Source organism: Agrobacterium radiobacter, from assembly GCF_040801995.1.
In the GTDB taxonomy this organism is placed as follows: domain Bacteria; phylum Pseudomonadota; class Alphaproteobacteria; order Rhizobiales; family Rhizobiaceae; genus Agrobacterium; species Agrobacterium radiobacter.
The window spans coordinates 2,164,238-2,184,048 of record NZ_JBEGHX010000001.1; the positions used below are offsets into that span (position 1 = coordinate 2,164,238).

Sequence of the window (19,811 nt, forward strand, 5' to 3'; positions counted from 1 at the left end):
CGCATGATCGGACACAAACTTCACATCGACACTTCATGCTTTTCTGCTAATCACATTTCCGCAACAGAAACGAATTAGCGACACAATCCTATGGTTCGCCAACAGGAACGGGCGCTGGGCAAAGTAAATGGCAGACAAGAGCGAAATTACACAAACCGATGTTACTGAATCCGCGGTTGAAAGCTTTTTTGCCAGAAACCGTCCTTATCTGACCGCGATTGCCATCACGCTGGTCTTCGTGATGATGACCTTCGCCATCTATCACCTGACCTCCGAAGTCCGTTATGACGACGTCATCGATGCGCTGACGCAGACCTCGACTTCGGCGGTGCTGCTCGCCATCGTTTTCACCGCGCTCAGCTTTCTGGCGCTGATATTCTATGATGCCAATGCGATCGAATATATCGGCCGCAAGCTGCCCTTTCCGCCCATGGCGGCAACAGCCTTTGCGGCCTATGCCATCGGCAATACCGCCGGTTTCGGCCCTTTGAGCGGTGGTGCCATCCGCTTTCGCGCCTATTCGCGGCTGGGTCTGTCGCCCGGCGAAATCGCCCGCGTCATCGCCTTCGTCACGCTGTCCTTCGGGCTTGGCCTGCTTTCGGTCAGCGCCATCTCCACCTTCATCGTTGCACCGCGCATCGCCGCCATTATCGGCGTTGATGCCGTCATCCTCAGAGGTGCGGCGCTCGCCATCATCGCGGTTCTCGTGGTGGCGGCCTATGTCGGGCGTAACGGGCACGCAATCCGGCTTGGCAAATGGCGCCTGCGCCTCCCCGACAGCCGAACCTCTTCCCGCCAGTTCCTCGTCTCCGCCTTCGATATAGCCGCCTCCGCCTCCGTGCTTTATGTCCTCCTGCCCGACACGCATCTCGGCTGGCCGACATTTTTTGCAATCTACGCCACCGCGGTCGGCCTCGGCGTCCTCAGCCATGTACCGGCCGGTCTTGGCGTCTTCGAAACCGTGATGGTCGCGGGACTTGGCAACGCCATCAGCGTCGACCAGCTGCTCGGAAGCCTCGTTCTCTACCGCGTGATCTATCACGTCCTGCCGCTTGTGGTTGCCATTCTGGTCATGCTCGTCTCGGAGATGAAGCAGTTCGCGGCAAAGCCTGTTGTCTCCGATATCAGCCAGCTTGCCGTCAGGCTCGCGCCGCCGCTGTTATCGACCTTCGCGATGATCCTCGGCACCATGCTGATCTTCTCGAGCGTGACGCCGACACCCGACAGCAATCTGGATTTCCTGTCCAATTTCGTGCCGCTGCCGATCGTTGAGGCGGCGCATTTTCTGACCAGCATTCTCGGCCTCGTGCTTGTCGTCGCCTCGCGCGGCCTCGGGCAGCGGCTGGATGGCGCCTGGTGGATTGCGCTGGTCGCCGCCTCGCTGGCGCTGGTTCTCTCCCTCCTCAAGGCCATTGCCGTGTTCGAAGCCGCCATTCTCGGCGTCTTCATTGCGGCACTTTCCGTCAATATGCGCAGCTTCAACCGTCATGCCTCGCTGGTGAAACAGGCGCTGGGCCCAAGCTGGCTCGCCGCCATGGCCGTCATCATTGCCGGCGCAGCGACAATCCTGCTCTTCGTTTACCGCGACACGGATTACAGCCAGACATTATGGTGGCAGTTCGAATTCTCAGAGGAAGCGCCGCGCGGATTGCGCGCCCTTTTAGGCCTCGTGCTTGCGTCCTCCACCATCGCCATTTTCAGCCTGATGCGGCCGGTGGCCTTCCGGCCGGACGCCATCAAGGCCGACGACGTCACGAGTGCAACCGGCATCGTCATGACACAGGATGCGGCCGACGCCAATCTGGTGCGCATGGGCGACAAGCATGTGATGTTTTCCGAAAGCGGCAACGCCTTCATCATGTACGGCATTCAGGGCCGCTCCTGGATCGCGTTTGCCGATCCGGTCGGCGATGAGGATGATTTCCCGGATCTGGTCTGGCAATTTGTGGAAGCCGCCCGCGCTGCCGGTGCACGCGCCGCCTTCTATCAGATTTCACCTTTCCTCCTCTCCCATTGCGCCGATGCGGGCCTGCGCGCCTTCAAGCTGGGCGAACTGGCGCTGGTCGATCTCACCGCATTCGAGCTGAAGGGCGGCAAGCTCGCCAATCTTCGCCAGTCGCTGAGCCGCGGCGCGCGCGACGGACTGACCTTCGAGGTGATCGAGCAAGCGCAGGTGGCGGATATTATGGATGAGCTGAAACAGGTCTCCGACGGCTGGCTCGCCCACCACAATACCCGGGAAAAGCGCTTCTCGCTCGGCGCTTTCGAGCCGGATTACATCCTGTCGCAACCCGTCGCCGTGCTGCGCAAGGATGGAAAGATCACCGCTTTCGCCAATCTGATGGTGACCGCCACGAAAAAGGAAGCCACCGTCGATCTCATGCGTTTTTCGCCGGATGCGCCACGCGGCTCGATGGATTTTCTCTTCGTCAGCATCATGCAATATCTGCGCGAGGCCGGCTATGAGAGCTTCAATCTCGGCATGGCTCCGATGTCCGGCATGTCGAAGCGCGATGCGGCACCCGTCTGGGACCGCATCGGCAGCACGCTTTTCGAACACGGCGAACGTTTCTACAACTTCAAGGGACTTCGCGCCTTCAAGGCAAAGTTCCACCCGAAATGGGAACCGCGTTACCTTGCCGTGCAGAACGGCGCAGACGCCGCTCTGGCGCTGATGGACGCGACGGTTCTGATTAGCGGCGGCGTCAGAGGAGTGATCGGAAAATGAGAAAATCCAGCATGTTGAAAGCGGTCCTTGCCGCCTCCGCCCTGTTTGCCTCCACCGCAGTTTTTGCTGAGGACAAGCCCGCTTACGAGACCGGCATGATCCCCGCCGAGCACATCATGGTGCCGGATGGCGAAATTCTCGCCAGCGTCTTCCTGATTTCCGACGCGGACGGATGGACGAGCACCGACGAGACCCGCGCCAAGGCGCTGGTGGAAAAAGGCGCCGCCGTGGTCGGCATCGACTTCAGGGAATATCTGAAGGCGCTCGAGGCCGATGAAGACGAATGCATCTATATGATCTCGGACATCGAGTCGCTGTCGCAGCAGATCCAGCGCACCGCCGGCACCAGCAGCTATCGCCAGCCCATTCTCACCGGCATCGGCAAGGGCGGAACGCTGGCACTGGCGATGATTGCGCAGAGCCCGGTCTCGACCATCAGGGAAGCCATAGCCGTCGACCCCAAGGCCGGCCTGCCGCTGGAAAAGATCCTCTGCACCCCCGCCACCAAGGACAAAGCCGATGGCGAAACGGTCTATGGCCTGACCGATGGCCCGCTGCCCGCCCCCGTGAGCGTGCTGTTCACGCCGGCTGCGGACCAGAAGGGCCGCGACCACGTCAACGCGCTCGTCAAGCTGCATCCCGATATCGACGTGACGGATGTGGATGACAAGGCGGACGAGGTTCTGACCCAGACCCTGTCCGATCAGGTCGATGCCGCAGGCGACACCGACAGCCCGCTCGGCCTGCCGATCAAGGTTCTGGAAACCAGCCCGGTGATGGACACCATGGCGGTGATCTATTCCGGCGACGGCGGCTGGCGCGATCTTGATGAAGAAGTGGGCGGCGCATTGCAGAAGCAGGGTATTCCCGTGATCGGCGTCGATGCGCTGCGTTATTTCTGGAAAGAAAAACAGCCACAGGAAGTGGCGGGCGACCTTGCACGCATCATCGACACCTATCGCAAGGAATGGAAGGTTCGCAACGTCGTGCTGATCGGCTATTCCTTCGGCGCCGACATCATTCCCGCCACCTATAACCTCCTGCCGGAACGGGCGAAATCACATGTCGTGCAGCTCACTCTCATGGGCCTGTCCACGGAAGTGGATTTCGAAATTTCCGTTCAGGGCTGGCTCGGCGTTGCCGGAGAGGGCAAGGGCGGCAAGACCGTGGATGATATCGCCAAGATCGATCCGAAACTGGTGCAGTGCATCTATGGTACGGAGGAAGAGGATGAAGACCCCTGCCCCGGCCTGAAGGCGAAGGGCGTGGAAACGCTCGGCATCGAAGGCGGCCATCATTTCGACGAGGATTACGAGGCGCTTGCCAACAAGATCGTGGCAGCGCTGAAGACCCGACTGCCGAAGTAAGCCGGCCAATCGCGGCAGGCTTGGCAGACATTCCGAAGCCGGCTGAATAATGCCGCTGGATTTTACCGGTATGAACCATGGAAGCCGGCAGCATTTTCCAGCTTCCTGGGCGAGCGACGCCGCTCGGAAACCGTTTCCCATATTTTCCTAAATCACCGCCATGCTTGCGGAATCGGTCAAACTATTATTCAAAAGAAATCGGCCTGCGGCGAATGTTCATCATATTCCCGCAACCATGCTGTTGTTGATCGCCAAAGATGGATTTTATATTTCCCGACCGGTTCAGGGAGCCGCCGCATGCCCGCCTTAAAACGAAAAACAAAAACACCGGTCCTCGTCGAACGCATCGATCAATTCGTTGGTAAGGTCAGGGAGGCGATGAAAAGCGATGAGACGCTGCGAAACAGAAAAATCCGTGATCTGTGGGATGCCGAGGTCCGCTATCATTTCGACAATGGCCGCACCGAAAAGACGCTCGAACTCTACATCATGAAATACCGCTATGCCCTGAAGGCTGAATTCGGCCCAAAGAGCACCCCGCTTGCCATCTGCAACATGAAGAAGCTGCGCGAGCGGCTGAAAACCTATATCGAACGGGCCGACTATCCGAAAAACGGCGTCGCGACATCGATTGTCGAAAAAATCGAGCGGGCGGAATTCAATACCGCCGGCCGCAAGCCGACCGTTCTTCTGCGCATCGCGGATTTCATTTCGGCGATGAATGGCATGGGAACGAAAGACGAGATGCAGACCCTGTGGAATGCTGAAATCAGCACCATGAAGGGCAGAGCCCAGACCACGATCATCTCCTATATCACCAAATATCGTAACGCCATCCGCGAGGCCTTCGGCGACGATCACCCGATGTTGAAGATCGCCACCGGCGATGCCGCGATGTATGACGATGCACGCCGGGTGAAGATGGAGAAGATCGCCAGAAAGCACGGCGCACTGATCACCTTCGAGAATTATCGGCAGGTTCTGAAGATCTGCGCCGATAAACTCCTGTCCGCCGATCCCCTGATGATCGGCATCGGCCTGATCGGCATGACCGGACGCCGCCCCTATGAGGTCTTTACCCAGGCGGAATTTTCACCTGCCCCCTATGGCAAGGGCGTTTCCAAATGGAGCCTCCTGTTCAACGGTCAGGCCAAGACGAAGCAGGGTGAGGGAACGAAATTCGGGGTGACCTATGAAATCCCGGTGCTTGCCCGCTCGGAAACCATTCTGGCTGCCTATAAGCGCCTGCGCGAAAGCGGGCAGGGAAAATTGTGGCATGGCATGTCGATCGATGATTTTTCGTCGGAAACCCGCCTGCTGCTCAGGGATACGGTTTTTAACCTGTTCGAGGATCTCTGGCCGAAGGAAGAACTTCCCAAGCCGTATGGCCTCCGGCATCTCTATGCCGAGGTGGCCTTTCACAATTTCGCGCCGCCGCATGTGACCAAGAACAGCTATTTCGCCGCCATTCTCGGACACAACAATAACGACCTCGAAACGTCGCTTTCCTATATGACCTATACGCTGCCGGAAGATCGCGACGATGCGCTGGCACGGGCCAAACGCACGAACGAACGGACGTTGCAGCAGATGGCGACGATCGCACCGGTTTCCCGTAAGGCATGATGAGTTAGAGTTTTCTAGTATTCTCCGGGCGTAAAACCGCTCCGCAGCTTTGCCGGAAATGCTCCGGCCGCGGATTTCAGTCCTCCGCGGCCAGCCGTTTCATTCATCAAACCCGCGCGTCACCGGAGGTGCGGTAAAGCAGGGTCAACACCGTCAGCATCAGCCCCACGAGTGCGACCGACCCGAAAATGTAGAAATTCCACTCGGGCGCCAGACCCCGCTGCAGCACGAGGCCGCCGATCATCGGGCCGGCAATGCCGCCGAGCCGACCGACCGCCAGCGAAAAGCCGAGACCCGTACCGCGAATATGGACGGGGTAAAGCCGTCCCACCAGAACATTGGCGAGAATCTGCGTGCCGATGGTGCCCGCACCCGCAAGGGCGACGAAGGCATAAAGAAGCGGACCCTTGTTCACCGTCAGGGCGAAGATCGAGGCGGCGCCGATGGCAAACAGGATCGCCACGACCACCTTGACGTTGCCCTTATCCGCAAACCGCCCGCCGATGAGAATGCCGATCGCAGCCCCGACATTGAGCATGACGGAAAAGCTGAGCGCCGAGCTGATGTCATAACCCATCCTGTTCATGATGGTGGGCAACCAGTTGACCATGCCGAAGGTGAGAAGCAGCGAGCAGAAGTGGATGCCCCAGGCATTCAGCGTCGAGAGCAGCCGGCCTTCCGAGAATAGCGCGCCGACACCGCCCTTTTGAATTTTCGCATGCGGCGCGATGCGTTGCAGACCGTAGCTGTCGCAAATGCCGTCAGCTTCCGCCTGCCGGCCCTTGCTTGCCAGCCATTCCGGCGATTCCGGCAGAAACCGCATGAAGATCGGCAGAAGAACAAGCGGCAGACCGCCGATCAGCATCAAGGGCCGCCAGCCATAGGTCTCCAGAAGGAGGATGCCCATCACGCCGGAGATAATGCCGCCGATAAGATAACCGAGGAAGGAGAGAGAATTGGCCTGCGCCCTGCGCTGCGGCGGCGAAAATTCCAGCACCAGCGCGGTAACCGTCGGCAGCAACGCGCCCAGCCCCAGACCGGCAAAGAAACGCGTGATTTCGAAGGCGAGAAAATTCGGCGTCATGGCCGAGGCGATCATCATCGCCGAAAAACCGGCGAGGCTGAGAAGAACCACCTTCCGGCGGCCGATGCGATCGGCCATGGTGCCGGCAAACAGCGCGCCTAGCAGCATGCCCACCAGCGTCAGCGCCGCTGCGCGCCCGACCATGGCGGGGTTGAGCGCCCATGCGCTTTCTTTCAAGAGCGCCGGTGCGACCGCGCCATAAACGACGAGATCGTAACCGTCAAACATGATCATCAGGCCGCATGTCGCGATAACGCCGGCCGGGTTCTTCGTCCGCACTGACGCGGCGCTCAGATAATTCGTGGACATGTTCCTCCCTTTCACGCATGAACGCGCCATCCGGAATGGATAAGCGTCTTCCCGTCCCTGCGATATCCTCCGTGAGTGCCCGGCGTGCTCCACCCTGATATGTGTCCCGCTCCTGTCAAGCCACATATCGCCGGCATCACCCGCCTTCGATTAAATGTTGCATTTGCAAAAATTGCAAATGAAATATTAACAAACGCCAAGCACATCGCGCCGACGAAATTCAGTCGGGTTCCAGCCCGGAAATTATCGACAGTGTCGGCGTCCAGCTCAAAATATGAATGCGGTTATAGACACCGTGAATGACGAATGGATCGGCATCGCTGAAGGCGATGACGTCTTCGATCGAGAGCGCCTCGGCAATGATGAGTGCAGCGGAAGGACCGCCGGCGACGGCATTCATCGGGCCTGAAGCAAGAATTCTCAACCCCTCAGCCATGGCTTCGCCATTGCGCAGATGAGCCTTGTGAGCGCTCAACTGCGCCGCGCGCTCAACCGCCGCAGCGGGATCGCTCTCGGCAAAACGCACATAAAGCCCGGGTCGATTACTCCCGCCGCTCATCGGGCGAGCACGAAATCATGGTTCACCGACCAGAACCAGTCGCTGACGAAACCCAGATCCCGCGCCTTCTCAACATCCTCCACCCGCTGGAAATCGGCGAGCAGACTTTCCTTCACGCCGAAGACCGCATCCGAACGGATATAGGGGTCATCGGGATCGAAAATATGCGTGACGAGCGTGGTAAAGCCTTCGGCCGAAACGATATAATGCAGATGCGCCGGCCGGTAAGGATGCCGCCCCATGGCCCGCAGCAGCAGCCCGACCGGGCCATCATCCGGGATAGGATAATATTTCGGCTTCGCCGCCCGGAACCAGTAGCGCCCGTCCTCGCCGGTGATGAAAACGCCGCGCAGGTTGAAATCGGGCTGGATGCCCTTCTGCTGCACGTCATAAAAACCTTCGTCATTGGCCTGCCAGACATCGATACGCGCACCGACGACCGGCGCTCCCCCGGTATCGAGGATGCGGCCCGTGACCACCATATCCTCGCCCTTGCCATCGAGGCAGATGTTTGCACCCATCGGCATTTCCGGCGCATCGGCCACATGGAAGGGGCCGAGAACGGTCGATTCCGACGCACCGCTCGGCTTGCGATGGTTGATGGCGTCGACCAGCATGGAGACGCCGAGAATATCGGAAAACAGGATCCATTCCTGCCGCCATTCATTGCAGATCTGGCCGACCTCGGTGAGGAAATGAATGGCCTTCATCCACTCCTCCTCGGTCGGTTCGATTTCCTTCACCGCCTCATGCAGCTTGCGCGTCACGACCGCCATGATTTCCATCAGACGCGGATCGTCACAATCGCGCATCCGCGCGATCACGGTTTCAGCCGAACGCTCCTCGACGAAGTAGCCGTCATCTCTGGTCATCTTCATATCCATCGTCTCCTCCCATTACTCCGGCCGCGCGCCCTCGAAGGCGCGTTGCAAAAGGTCGCGGATCGCAGTTTTTTCGATTGGCCGCGGGCACCAGTAAGGATTGGCAGTCGCCAGCGCTGCCATGGGGTCGAGATCGTCCGACCGGACCCCAAGAGCCGCAAGGCTTGCCGGCGCGCCAAGCCGGGCGGCAAAATCATAAAGCCCGGCCCCTGCCCTGCCGCCGACAAGAGCGGCGAGCGGTGCGAGCAGATCCGGCACCGCCTGTTCCACATAGGCGATGGTGTGTGGCAGAAGCACCGCATGGGTTTCCGCATGCGGCAGGTCGAGACTGCCGCCCAGCGTGTGACAAAGCTTGTGATGCAGCGACATGCCGACGGCGCCAAGCACCGAACCGCACAGCCACGCACCATAAAGCGTGGTTTCGCGCGCCTTGATATCCCGCGGCTCGACCTTCACGCCGGGAAGGGCCTCGATCATCGCCCGCAGCCCCTCGACCGCCATCAGGCTGGCGATGGGATTGCGATCCCGCGCGTAGAGCGCCTCCGCCGCATGGGCCATGGCGTTGAGGCCGCTCGTCATGCTGATGGCGACAGGCAACCCAAGCGTCAGTTCCGCATCGTAAATCACCACTTCCGGCAGGATTTCCGGCCCGCGCATGGTGGTCTTCACCCCGTTTTCCGTCTGGCCGAGAATGGGTGTCACCTCGGAACCGGCATAGGTGGTCGGGATGACGATCTGCGCCGCATCGGTGCGCAGCGCAATGGCCTTGCCGAGACCGGTGGTGGAACCGCCACCGAGCGCCACGACGCAATCCGCACCGGCGGTGCGATAGGCTTCGACCGCGTTTTTCGTCACCTCGACCGGCGTATGCATGGTTGCATCACCGAAGACACCGGCAGCAAGCTGGCCGAGCCGGGCCGCAAGCGCCTCCGCATCACCCTTCTGCTGCGGCGTGGAAAGCACCAGTGCCCGCGACAGGCCAAGGCGGCGGATTTCCTCCGCCACGCCCGCCGAGCTGCCCGCGCCGAAAACGATGCGGGCGGGAGCGGCCGTATAGACGAAAGGCTGCATGGTTCAGTGTCCGTCGAGCTTGAACAGGCGGCGCGCATTGGTGCGGCCGATCTTCACCCGGTCGGCTTCGGCAATGGTGGTCGCATTAAACCAGTCGGAGGCGTGGTCGATATTCTCGAAGGGCCAGTCGGTGGAAAACAGGATGCGATCCGCACCGATTTCCAGAATGGCGTCGATCAGCGTCTGGGTGCGGAAATTGCCCGAGGTGGTGATATGGAAATTCTCGTTGAAATAATCCACGAAACGACGCTTGGCCGGATAACGCGGCGGCAGCTTCACCCAGGCATTACGATGGTCGATGCGCCACATCATGTAAGGCAGGCCCTCGCCCATATGGCCGAGAATGATGTTGAGGCGCGGATATTCGTCAAACAGGCCTGAGGCCATGAGACGCAGCGCATGGACCGCCGTTTCCTGCGCGAAAGCCCAGGTGGGGCCGAGCAGCCAGGGATGGCCGTCATAGATGCGCGAATCCTGCGGCAGCGGATTGCGCGGATGCAGGTAGAAAGGCACGTCGAGCTTTTCGACTTCACCCCAGAACGGGCGATATTGTGGCAGATCGTAATAAAGCGGCGTCTGGCCATCGCCCTCCTGGCTGAAGCCGTTGACGAGCGCGCCGACGAAGCCGAGATCGTTGACGCAGCGCTGTAATTCCTCGGTTGCCGCATCGGGGTCCTGCAAAGGCAATGCTGCGAAGGCAAGGAAGCGATCCGGCCGCTTGGCGCATTCTTCGGCGAGAAAGTCATTCGCCCGTCGCGCGATTTCGATTGCCTTCTTCCTGTCAGGAATAGCCTGCACCGCCGGCGCATTGAGCGACAGGATCATGGTTTCGATGCCGTGCGCATCCATCAGCTTCAAGCGCGTATCCTGAATGTCGAGCAGGCGATGCTGCAATTCCTTCCAGTAGTCGCCGGGCACGAAACCGGCCGAATCCTGAAGTGTTTCCGGGATTGCGAAATGCTCCTCGAGAGCGACCTTGCCTTGCATGTAGTTTCCTCCGAATTCACTGTGTGATGTGCCGCCCGAGAGGCGATCAATATTGACCCTTGGGTTCCAGCCCGAGCATGCTCTGGCCGATCATCGTACCCACGGCATCCCAGTTCATGCTGATGTGGCGACCGACTGCATTCGCATCCCGCCACGCCCGCTGCACGGGGTTGGAAAGATCGAGCCCGACGCCGCCGGTGGAATCGTTGAGCGCCTGCACGGCGCGCAGTGCCAGAGACACCGCAAAGGACTGGCCGCGACGGCTGAGAAGCCGGTCATCCACCGTAAATTCCGCCCGACCTTCGACACGAGCCTGCGCCAGTGCCTGTGCCCGGGCAACATCCCGCAGCAGGATTTCGCAGGCCGCATCGACGCTCGCCGCAGCTTCCGCAACGCGCAGCTGGATGGTCGGGAATTCGGCCATGCGATTATTGCCACCCGCCACCGCGCCGCGTGTGACCCGGCCGCCGACGTGATCGACATAGGCGGCAAGCGCACCCTTGGCCGCGCCGACGCCAGCCGCCGCGAGACAGGAGGGAATGCCGGTCAGAAGCGGCATGTTGAACAGGCCTTCCTCCGCATAATAATGCCCGCCGGGTGTCTTGCCACTGGTGGCGTCGGGGAAGGTCAGAACCCGGTGTCCGGGAATAAAGACATCATCGAGAACGAGCGTCTTGGAACCCGTGCCGGCCAGGCCTACCACATGCCAGGTGTCTTCAATCACATATTGCCCGGCAGGAACGAGCAGGAAGGACGGAACCGGTTTTCCTTCGCCCCGCGGCGGCAAGATGGCGGCACAGAGGGACCATTGCGCGTTTTCGCAGCCGGAGGCGAAGGCCCATTTGCCGCTCAGGCGGTAACCGCCATCGGCGAGCTCCGCCATCTTCACCGGCGCATAGGAACCGCACAGAAGCGCATCGGGGTTTTCACCCCAGACATCGGCCTGCGCCTCTTCCGGAAACATCGCCAGCAGCCATTGATGGGCCGACAGCAGGCCGGCGACCCAACCGGTCGACGCACAGGCGGCCGAAAGCTCGATATTAGCCTCGACCAGTTCGGCGAAATCTCCACCCTTGCCGCCGAAAGCGCGAGGCTTGACGATATCGAAATATCCAATGCCGCGCAGCGCCTCGATATGGCTTGCGGGAACACGCCGGGCCTCCTCCGTCTGTCTGGCGCTCATCCGGAAAAGATCGGCTATGCCGGCGACGCGGCTTGCGAGGCGGACACGTGGGTTCGTTTGCGCCGGCAGCGGCGCGTGGCTCATATCGTTCATGATTGTCTCCTTCCGGACGTTGCTGGCCGGACGTTGCTGGCCGGCGGTTATCCCGCCGGAATTGTCTGAGCGGTAATGATCAGGCGGGCAGGCTCGCGGGGCTTGCGGCGCAATATTGGGCGTTTTCGTAAAGCAGCGGCCGCGTCGTCTCGCTGACATCGGCCGAAACCACCTGCCCGATAAAGACGGTATGGGTTCCATAGGGCATGGCAGCAACCCGACGGCAGGCGATTGCGGCATGGGCCGTCGGCAGATAGAGAACACCATTGTCATGGCGCTGCCATTGACCGTCGCGGAAACGCTCTTCCGGCGGCACCTTGCCGCTAAAGGCATCCGACAGGGCCATCTGGTCCTGCGTCAGCACATTGACGATGAAATCAGGCCGGCACAGCAGCAATTCATGCAGCAGGGTGCGATTGTTCAGGCAAACCAGCAGAGACGGCGGCTCCATCGAGACTGAAGTGACAGCCGTAACCGTCATGCCGTGGTCGCGCTGATCACCCGAAGCACAGGCCGTAATGACGGTTACGGTGGCTGGAAAACGGCGCATCGTCGAACGAAAATTCTGGCCGACGCCTTCGGGTGCAAGGCCGCTCAGGCCAAACAATGCTGATGTCATGAGATCCTCCCAAATCCTGCGTTCTTATTTATTTGCGTTTGCAACATTTGTCAACGCAAATGTTTTTCGTCATTTATTGAGCGAGCGAGGACCTCGCATTCCCCGTCTTGTGGGGCGAAGCTATTGAAACGGATGGATTGTGCCGGTACAGCCGATAGGCGCACATCAGCATTTGCGCAAATGGTTCTCAAACGGGGATTTGCTCGTGTCTTATCAATTCACCGACTCGGTACCCTACCTGCTCAACTGGGTGGGCGTTCGGCTTGGCGAGCGCTTTTCCGTGAGACTGGCCTCCTATGACATCACCCTGCCGATGTACCGCGTGCTGGCGACGCTGCGGCAGCAGGAGAGCAAGACGCTGACCGAGCTTTCGGACATGGTGTCTGTGGAAATTTCCACACTGTCCCGGCTCGTTGGGCTCATGGTCCGGCGTAACCTCGTCAGCCGTGAACGGCCTCTCGACAATGCCCGCATCGTGCGCATCACCCTCACCCCGAAGGGTGAGGAACTGGCCGATGAACTCATGCCTATCGCCGCCATGTTCGAAAAAACCGCCATCGAAGGTCTCGATCCCACTGAGGCAAAACTTTTCAAAAGCATCCTGCGCCATATCGGCCGCAACATCGCCGGCCTCTGACACAGATAGCCGGCGAACTAGCTCATCAGCTGAAACCGATCGGCAGTCACGGCTCGCCCGACGATCTTCCCGTGCAATGTACTTGCAACAAGCTGTTCCTATCCCTGCGGTATGTCCCCGCAGCTGAAAGGAATTTCCATGTCCAGCAGAGCATCACTCACAGTCCCGACAGCAATCATCCTTATCGCCGGCGCGTCCATGCTGCTCACGGCCTGCGCCTCGACCGTCATGAAAAGCTATATCGGCGCGCCGATTACCAGCGTGATGCTGGACTATGGGCCGCCGGACAATATTTACAGCCTGGGTCCCGGCCAGCAGGCCTTTCAATGGCGGAAGAAAAAGACACAGGTCGTTGCCGGGTCATCGAGTGGCGAGGTGCGGACAACGCGGCGCGGTGAGCGATATGAAGTGTCGGAAACGCCAGGTTATGTCGAACGCATCGATTGCTATTATACGTTCTATACGCGCGGTTCCGGCAACGAGTGGTACGTAACAAGCTTCCGGCAGCCTTCGCTTGAATGCGAATAATCATTTCCGGATTTCATCCGGCGCCGCATGTTTTGCGGTCCATGCTATTCTACCGCCGCCTTCACGCTGAAAGCGGCGGTTTTCTTTTGAAAATTCTCCCTGGGCCTGTCATGGGGCGGGCCGATCAGAAACGATAGTTCAGGCCGGCCTTGATGACATGATCGCTGACATCGGTCTTCGACCTGCCGCTTGAAGTCGTCGTGGCCACATTTCCTGTGCTCAAATAATTATATTCGAACTTTGCCGACAGGCCGCCGCCGAAGCTCTGTTCGACGCCTGCCCCGACCAGATAGCCCTGTTTCCAGCCATCGGGACCCGTCACGCCATTGCCGTCCTTGAACTTCGTCGTGGTCAGGCCGGCAGTGCCGTAAATCAGCGTCTGGTCAAGCGCCACGCCGGCCTTCATCTTGGCCGCGCCGCGGAAACGCTCCCGCAACCGGCCGTTGGGCACACGCGCCTCATTTCCGAGATAGGAACCTTCGAGTTCCGCGCCGACCACGCCCGAACCGAACTGGAAGTTATAACCGGCCTGAACACCGCCCGTCAGGCCGCGGCCGCTGGCCAATGGGTTGAATTTCGGGGAAGCGACGCCACCATGCACACCGACATAGGCCCCGCCCCAGGAGAAGGCCGGCTGACTGCCATAATCGAAGGACTGCTGCGTATTATAGTTCGTAAGATCGGCGGAATAGGCATTGCCTGCAACCGCAACAGCGACGGTCGCGGCGACAAGCGATTTCTTGATGATCGACATGAATGACTCCAGACGAAACCGATGCACCGTCTTCCGGCGCAGCCAAGTTTCAGTTCGCGTTGAAGAACCGGAAATCCGGCTCCCGTTTGTCTGCTGCGCCGGCCGACATGACGTGCGGATGCGTTCAGCAGATAAGGGGATTTTCCCCGCGAGAATTGCGCTTGCATTGCATGGAGCGCGCATTATTCAAAATAATTTATTTATTTAAACAAGTTAGAGGAATTTCCTTAACCAAATCGCAAGTAATTTCGTCATCGGAGCTCGTTCGCCGAGAATCTCATCAGCTAAACGGTGCCAGCCGCAATGCCTTTTGAGGCGATCGAGCGAATTTCGAGCCGAACACAAAAACCGGGATCGAGATCGAGGAACAAGACACGGCCGCAATGAAGCTCCGCTGCCTTCTGGACCAGATTTAACCCAAGGCCGGCTCCGGGCGAGTTGGTGTTGATCCGATGAAACGGCTCGAATACCTGCTCGCGTTCGGAAACCGGGATGCCCGGCCCTTCATCACGGACCTCAATCGCACCTGCCGGGTCGACCCGGATCGCGATTGCGCCTCTGCCGCCCGCATGATCGATTGCATTGCGCAGGAGGTTGACAACCGCCATCTCGATAATCGACGCCTGCACCGTAAAGATCGCCGCATCCGCGCTCGGCTCGAAATCGAATTCATATCCGGCATCCATTGCAATCGGCGCAAGGTCGGTTGCGATGCGCTCGACAAGTTTATTGAGATCCCGCGGCTCCGCCGGCAGTTCCACCACACCCACAGCCTGCATCTCCAGCAACTGATGCGCAACGCGGGTGAGGCGATCGATATCGGCCCTGATCTGATGGCTCAGCGCGTCATCGGGCAAGAGGTCGGCTCTGGTGCGTACGATTGCGATCGGCGTCCTGAGCTCATGCGCCGCATCGGCGAGAAAGCGGTTACGGCGATTATACCCGTCATCAAGCCTCGACAGCGCGACGTTGAAGGCATCCACCAGCGGGATGATTTCAAGGGGAACTTTCGAACGGTCGATACGCTCGGAGCGGTTCTCGAAATCGATGGACTGCGCCTGCTTCACGGTTTCCATCAGCCCGCTCAGGGAGCGGCCGACCGCCCGCGGGGTCACGAGCAGTGTCGCGATGCCCGTCAGGATCAGCATGGGCACGACGGCGATGAGAATGATGAAGCCCAGCGCCGGCAGCACGGTGAGCCAGCGGATGGAGCCCTCGGCATCCTTTTCCAGGTCCAGCTGAACATTGATCCAGATACTCAGCCCGTCATTGGGGATTCCCTCCTCCGTTCCGGCAATGAACTGAAACCGCCCGGCGGCTGTATCGCGGTTTTCCACGGTGGCGCGGAGCGTTCCAGCCGCCTCCAGGCGTGCGCGGTCAAAACTCGGGGAAACACCGCCGACAGGGCGGGCGGTGGGACAACCCCATATTGCAATACGATGTCATTGGCGTCGCGCACCACAAACCAGAGATTTGGATAGCGCCGTTTCAGCTCCGCCAGCTCCGGCGTTGCCGACAATTGCGGCCTGCCCTGTCCATCCTTTGTCACGCTCTCCGCGACAATGCGGGCGGCCTCTTCATTCGCACCTTCGAGCCGTGGATCAATGACCCATATCCAGCCGATGAGAAGGATGACGAAAAGGACGAGCAGGAATGCCTGCAATGCGAAAAGGCGCTTCATCAGCCCCCATCGCAGGGATCGATCGGGCGCTCTCTTCATGTCTTCGACCGGATGAGGTAACCGATATTGCGCACGGCTCTTATTTCCACCGTGGCTTCCGCCTGCGCCAGTTTCTTCCTGATACGGGAAATGTGCGCATCGAGAGCGTTGGACTCGATCTCGTCATCGAGCGTATAGACCGCCTCGATCAGGTTCGACCGCGTGACAATGCGGTTCGGACGCCGCATCAGCGCTTCAAGAACAAGATATTCCCGACGCCGCAACTCGATGATGGAGCCGGCAATGCTGACTTCATTGGCGCGCGGGTCAATGCTCAGATTTCCGAAATGCGCATATTTGTCGGAAAGAGAAGGGCCGCGTCTGTGGAGCGCCCTGAGGCGGGCGAGCAGCTCCTCGATCGCAAAGGGTTTGGCAAGATAATCATCCGCCCCGGCATCGAGCCCATCGACACGATGATCGACACTTCCGAGCGCCGTCAAAACAAGGATGGGCACGGTATGTCTGCTCCGGCGAAGCGAAGCCACGAGGTTAAGCCCTTCGCCATCGGGAAGGCGGCGATCCAGAACCAGAACATCGTAAGACCCGTCCCGCGCAAGGGCGTCAGCGTCGCTGATTGTGCTGACATGATCAGCAAGCACATCGCGCCGGCGCAGGGCTTCGAGAAGTGCGCGCGCCATTTCGGGTTCATCCTCAAGAAGCAAGATTCGCAATGACGTTCCCCAGATGGATCCTTGCCATCCCCCATCACTGTTCGGTGAATGTTGCAGCTACATTGCAGGAGGACGGGCAGACAATTCGTCTTGTATCACCTTGCCCGTCACAATCCGACGGCATTGCGTGTGTTTTCGCGACGTCGTCGCGTCAGGTTCACGAACCCGGCCGGTACCCATGCCTCGCATAAAACCGGTCAAGCTCACGCTGCTGTGGCGCCTCGCCGGTATAGATGGCGATATAGTCCGGAATTCTCTGCATCCGCACCGACACATCTTCCTCGGACTGCATGGAAATGTAGCCGATCTGCACCAGATAGGTGGTCCGGGCACGCACATCCGCTGTGTTTTCATTGTGGCCGAACCGCACGAACATGCGGGAAAGCGCCGCCATTCTCATCTCGTCAGCCTTGCGAACCTCCGCAAGAATCTCGTCGGACTGAAGGGCCCAGCTTCGAACCGCAAATTCAAATCTGCTGTCGAAAAGCGAGGAATCCAGCCAGCAATCGAAAACATTCAGCATGGCTTCGGCCAACGTCTCGGCATAGGCTTCCGACTGCCTGACGATGTTCCCGGTATTTTTTTCCCGCCAGCGGGCGACGAGCGCGGCCAGCAGTTCCTCCCGGTCCTTGAAAAACCAGTAGAAGCTCGTGCGCGACAGATTGAGCTTTTTTGCCAATGGCAAGATTTTGACGGAATCCACGCCCGATTCCAGCAAAGCCTGATAGGCGGCCTCAAGCCACCCCTCGTGCGATCCACGCCAACCCGTTTCGTTCAATGTCGCTTCCATGACGAGTTCGTAGCAAATTGGTCTCTGCGCGACAAGCGGGATGTACACTCATGTCAAAAAGAAAGACAATTGTGTTTTGTAAATTGACACAAGTGTACATTCGCGCTTAGCCTTGGAACAGAAACCCTTTTGGAGCAGGCTATGTCGAGTGATCCCCTTCTTCAGCCCTACCAGCTAAAACACCTCACGCTGCGCAACCGCATCATCGTCACGTCGCACGAACCCGCTTATCCCGAGGATGGCATGCCGAAGGGGCGTTACCGCGCCTACACGGTGGAGCGGGCGAAGGGCGGCGTTGCGCTCACAATGACGGCCGGTTCCGCCGCCGTCTCCAGGGACAGCCCACCCGTCTTCAACAACCTGCTCGCCTACAAGGATGAAATCGTCCCGTGGATCCGGGAAATGACCGACGCCGTGCATGAACAGGGCGCGGCGATCATGATCCAGCTCACGCATCTCGGCCGCCGCACCCGCTGGGACAAAGGCGACTGGCTGCCGATCCTTGCGCCGTCACATCACCGCGAAGCGGCGCATCGGGCTTTTCCGAAGAAGATCGAGGACTGGGATATCGAGCGTATCATCAAGGACTTCGCCGACGCCGCGGAACGCATGAAGGCGGGTGGTATGGACGGTGTGGAGCTGGAAGCCTATGGCCATCTGATCGACCAGTTCGTCTCGCCGCTGACCAACGAACTGGACGGCCCCTATGGCGGCCCGCTTGAAAACCGCATGCGCTTCTGTCTCGACGTTTTCAGGGCGATGCGCGAACGCGTGGGCGATGATTTCATCCTCGGTGTCCGTTATACCGCCGACGAATGTCTCGAGGGCGGCACCGGAAAGGCTGAGGGCATCGAAATCGCCAGACGGTTGAAGGACAGCGGCCTTATCGATTATCTCAATGTCATCAGGGGCCATATCGACACCGACCCGGGCCTGACCGACGTCATCCCCATTCAGGGCATGGCCAACGCGCCGCATCTCGATTTCGCCGGTGAAATCCGCGCCGCGACCAGCTTCCCGACATTCCACGCCGCCAAGATCCCCGATGTCGCCACCGCCCGCCACGCCATCGCTGCCGGCAAGGTGGACATGGTGGGCATGACCCGCGCGCACATGACCGATCCGCATATCGTGCGCAAGATCATGGAAAAACGGGAGGACGATATTCGCCCCTGTGTTGGCGCCAATTACTGTCTCGACCGCATCTATCAGGGCGGTCTCGCCTTCTGCATCCATAATGCGGCAACGGGCCGTGAGGAAACCATGCCGCACGAGATACCCAAAGCGGCGGAACGCCGGAAGGTGGTGATTGTCGGCGCAGGGCCGGCCGGGCTCGAGGCCGCACGCGTCTGCGCCGAGCGCGGCCATGAGGTCGTCGTTTTCGAGGCCGCCAACAATCCCGGCGGCCAGATTCGGCTGACGGCGCAAAGCGAACGCCGCCGTGAGATGATCAGCATCATCGACTGGCGCATGAGCCAGTGCGAAAGACTGGGCGTCACCTTTCACTTCAACAACTGGGCGGAGGCGGACACAGTTCTCTCGGAGAACCCAGAGGTGGTCATCATCGCCACCGGCGGCTTGCCGCATACCGATGTGCTTTCCAGAGGCAACGATCTCGTGGTCTCGGCCTGGGATATCATTTCCGGCGACGTCAAGCCGGGAACGAATGTGCTGGTTTTCGACGACGCTGGCGACCATGCCGGCCTGCAGGCCGCCGAATGTCTGGCAAAGGCCGGGGCGAAAGTGGAGATCATGACACCTGACCGCGCCTTCGCCCCGGAAGTCATGGCCATGAACCTCGTTCCCTATATGCGCTCCCTGCAAAAGCTCGATGTCACCTTCACCGTTACCTACCGGCTGGAAGCCGCGGAAAGAAACGGCAATCAGCTTATTGCCCATGTCGGCAGCGATTATGGCGGCGTGACAAAATCGAGGACCGTCGACCAGATCGTCGTCAACCACGGCACGATCCCGCTGGATGACCTTTATTTCGACCTCAAGCCCGGCTCGAAGAACCTTGGCGAAATCTCCTACGACGCCCTGCTTGCGGGAACCACCCAAACGGTCGAGCGCAATCCTGATGGCGCCTACCGGCTCTTCCGGATCGGCGATGCGGTCGCCGCGCGCAATACCCATGCGGCAATCTACGATGCGCTTCGTCTGGCAAAGGACATTTGAGGCTGGCGTTCCCGACACACAGAGGC

Annotated in this window: 16 protein-coding genes and 1 pseudogene; 6 read left to right on the top strand and 11 right to left on the bottom strand. The window is 59.7% G+C overall.

Translation table 11 applies throughout. The features are described from left to right. Nucleotides 1–127 precede the first annotated feature (127 nt). The 3 genes from mprF to telA all read left to right on the top strand — a co-directional run bounded on the left by mprF (nt 128) and on the right by telA (nt 5,721). Nucleotides 128–2,728: a bifunctional lysylphosphatidylglycerol flippase/synthetase MprF gene (gene mprF, locus MRBLRC7O_RS10845; RefSeq protein ID WP_020810408.1), complete on the top strand. Its 2,601-nt coding sequence runs from the start codon at nt 128–130 to the stop codon at nt 2,726–2,728. Then, nucleotides 2,725–4,095: a virulence factor gene (locus tag MRBLRC7O_RS10850; protein WP_020810407.1), complete on the top strand. Its 1,371-nt coding sequence runs from the start codon at nt 2,725–2,727 to the stop codon at nt 4,093–4,095. The genes mprF and MRBLRC7O_RS10850 overlap by 4 nt, the downstream gene beginning before the upstream one ends. 297 nt (nt 4,096–4,392) lie before the next feature. Continuing rightward, nucleotides 4,393–5,721: a telomere resolvase TelA gene (gene telA, locus MRBLRC7O_RS10855; protein ID WP_003503970.1), complete on the top strand. Its 1,329-nt coding sequence runs from the start codon at nt 4,393–4,395 to the stop codon at nt 5,719–5,721. 106 nt (nt 5,722–5,827) lie between these two features. Here the strand turns inward: telA and MRBLRC7O_RS10860 are convergent, their stop codons facing one another. The 7 genes from MRBLRC7O_RS10860 to graD all read right to left on the bottom strand — a co-directional run bounded on the left by MRBLRC7O_RS10860 (nt 5,828) and on the right by graD (nt 12,507). Beyond that, complete coding sequence (locus MRBLRC7O_RS10860) at nt 5,828–7,114, bottom strand: MFS transporter (RefSeq protein ID WP_003503967.1); 1,287 nt, start codon at nt 7,112–7,114, stop codon at nt 5,828–5,830. A 220-nt stretch (nt 7,115–7,334) separates the two neighbouring features. Beyond that, nucleotides 7,335–7,673, bottom strand: coding sequence for a YciI family protein (locus MRBLRC7O_RS10865; RefSeq protein ID WP_020810406.1), 339 nt, complete (start codon nt 7,671–7,673; stop codon nt 7,335–7,337). Continuing rightward, nucleotides 7,670–8,557 carry a hydroxyquinol 1,2-dioxygenase gene (graB, locus tag MRBLRC7O_RS10870; RefSeq protein ID WP_080866431.1) on the bottom strand — a complete coding sequence of 296 codons (888 nt, stop codon included), beginning with the start codon at nt 8,555–8,557 and terminating at the stop codon, nt 7,670–7,672. Before graB ends, MRBLRC7O_RS10865 begins: the two co-directional genes overlap by 4 nt. A gap of 12 nt (nt 8,558–8,569) precedes the next feature. Continuing rightward, on the bottom strand, nt 8,570–9,625 hold the full coding sequence (gene graC / locus MRBLRC7O_RS10875; RefSeq protein WP_080866432.1) for a maleylacetate reductase: 1,056 nt from the start codon (nt 9,623–9,625) through the stop codon (nt 8,570–8,572). A 3-nt stretch (nt 9,626–9,628) separates the two neighbouring features. Beyond that, the gene (gene tsdA, locus MRBLRC7O_RS10880; RefSeq protein ID WP_020810403.1) at nt 9,629–10,612 is read right to left on the bottom strand and encodes a gamma-resorcylate decarboxylase; all 984 of its coding nucleotides are present in this window, start codon (nt 10,610–10,612) and stop codon (nt 9,629–9,631) included. A 46-nt stretch (nt 10,613–10,658) separates the two neighbouring features. Beyond that, nucleotides 10,659–11,888: an FADH(2)-dependent resorcinol hydroxylase oxygenase component gene (gene graA, locus MRBLRC7O_RS10885; protein ID WP_080866433.1), complete on the bottom strand. Its 1,230-nt coding sequence runs from the start codon at nt 11,886–11,888 to the stop codon at nt 10,659–10,661. A 79-nt stretch (nt 11,889–11,967) separates the two neighbouring features. Further along, nucleotides 11,968–12,507, bottom strand: a complete 540-nt coding sequence (gene graD, locus MRBLRC7O_RS10890; RefSeq protein WP_003503955.1) for an FADH(2)-dependent resorcinol hydroxylase reductase component — start codon at nt 12,505–12,507, stop codon at nt 11,968–11,970. A gap of 205 nt (nt 12,508–12,712) precedes the next feature. Here graD and MRBLRC7O_RS10895 point away from each other — a divergent pair, with 205 nt between their 5' ends. Both MRBLRC7O_RS10895 and MRBLRC7O_RS10900 read left to right on the top strand, forming a co-directional pair. Beyond that, nucleotides 12,713–13,144, top strand: a complete 432-nt coding sequence (locus tag MRBLRC7O_RS10895; RefSeq protein ID WP_003503954.1) for a MarR family winged helix-turn-helix transcriptional regulator — start codon at nt 12,713–12,715, stop codon at nt 13,142–13,144. A 138-nt stretch (nt 13,145–13,282) separates the two neighbouring features. Continuing rightward, nucleotides 13,283–13,672, top strand: coding sequence for a hypothetical protein (locus tag MRBLRC7O_RS10900; RefSeq protein ID WP_111820733.1), 390 nt, complete (start codon nt 13,283–13,285; stop codon nt 13,670–13,672). Between the two features lie 124 nt (nt 13,673–13,796). Here MRBLRC7O_RS10900 and MRBLRC7O_RS10905 read toward each other — a convergent pair whose 3' ends face one another. From MRBLRC7O_RS10905 to MRBLRC7O_RS10920, 4 genes and pseudogenes are all read right to left on the bottom strand, one after another. Then, entirely contained in the window at nt 13,797–14,426 is a 630-nt protein-coding gene (locus MRBLRC7O_RS10905) for an outer membrane protein (RefSeq protein ID WP_080866434.1), read from the bottom strand. Nucleotides 14,427–14,710: 284 nt separating this feature from the next. Then, nucleotides 14,711–16,107 (bottom strand): annotated as a pseudogene (locus MRBLRC7O_RS10910) (sensor histidine kinase). Between the two features lie 35 nt (nt 16,108–16,142). After that, complete coding sequence (locus MRBLRC7O_RS10915) at nt 16,143–16,817, bottom strand: response regulator transcription factor (protein ID WP_035212640.1); 675 nt, start codon at nt 16,815–16,817, stop codon at nt 16,143–16,145. Between the two features lie 157 nt (nt 16,818–16,974). Beyond that, a complete protein-coding gene (locus MRBLRC7O_RS10920) occupies nt 16,975–17,607 on the bottom strand; it encodes a TetR/AcrR family transcriptional regulator (protein WP_003503945.1) in 633 nt (210 codons plus the stop codon). A gap of 141 nt (nt 17,608–17,748) precedes the next feature. Here MRBLRC7O_RS10920 and MRBLRC7O_RS10925 point away from each other — a divergent pair, with 141 nt between their 5' ends. Continuing rightward, nucleotides 17,749–19,785 carry an NADH:flavin oxidoreductase gene (locus tag MRBLRC7O_RS10925; RefSeq protein WP_003503943.1) on the top strand — a complete coding sequence of 679 codons (2,037 nt, stop codon included), beginning with the start codon at nt 17,749–17,751 and terminating at the stop codon, nt 19,783–19,785. Nucleotides 19,786–19,811: the final 26 nt, after the last annotated feature.

Coding starts and splice junctions, on each gene's coding strand:
- mprF (WP_020810408.1), top strand. CDS start 128: ATGGCAGACAAGAGCGAAATTACACAAACCGATGTTACTGAATCCGCG.
- MRBLRC7O_RS10850 (WP_020810407.1), top strand. CDS start 2,725: ATGAGAAAATCCAGCATGTTGAAAGCGGTCCTTGCCGCCTCCGCCCTG.
- telA (WP_003503970.1), top strand. CDS start 4,393: ATGCCCGCCTTAAAACGAAAAACAAAAACACCGGTCCTCGTCGAACGC.
- MRBLRC7O_RS10860 (WP_003503967.1), bottom strand. CDS start 7,114: ATGTCCACGAATTATCTGAGCGCCGCGTCAGTGCGGACGAAGAACCCG.
- MRBLRC7O_RS10865 (WP_020810406.1), bottom strand. CDS start 7,673: ATGAGCGGCGGGAGTAATCGACCCGGGCTTTATGTGCGTTTTGCCGAG.
- graB (WP_080866431.1), bottom strand. CDS start 8,557: ATGGATATGAAGATGACCAGAGATGACGGCTACTTCGTCGAGGAGCGT.
- graC (WP_080866432.1), bottom strand. CDS start 9,625: ATGCAGCCTTTCGTCTATACGGCCGCTCCCGCCCGCATCGTTTTCGGC.
- tsdA (WP_020810403.1), bottom strand. CDS start 10,612: ATGCAAGGCAAGGTCGCTCTCGAGGAGCATTTCGCAATCCCGGAAACA.
- graA (WP_080866433.1), bottom strand. CDS start 11,888: ATGAACGATATGAGCCACGCGCCGCTGCCGGCGCAAACGAACCCACGT.
- graD (WP_003503955.1), bottom strand. CDS start 12,507: ATGACATCAGCATTGTTTGGCCTGAGCGGCCTTGCACCCGAAGGCGTC.
- MRBLRC7O_RS10900 (WP_111820733.1), top strand. CDS start 13,283: ATGTCCAGCAGAGCATCACTCACAGTCCCGACAGCAATCATCCTTATC.
- MRBLRC7O_RS10905 (WP_080866434.1), bottom strand. CDS start 14,426: ATGTCGATCATCAAGAAATCGCTTGTCGCCGCGACCGTCGCTGTTGCG.
- MRBLRC7O_RS10920 (WP_003503945.1), bottom strand. CDS start 17,607: ATGGAAGCGACATTGAACGAAACGGGTTGGCGTGGATCGCACGAGGGG.
- MRBLRC7O_RS10925 (WP_003503943.1), top strand. CDS start 17,749: ATGTCGAGTGATCCCCTTCTTCAGCCCTACCAGCTAAAACACCTCACG.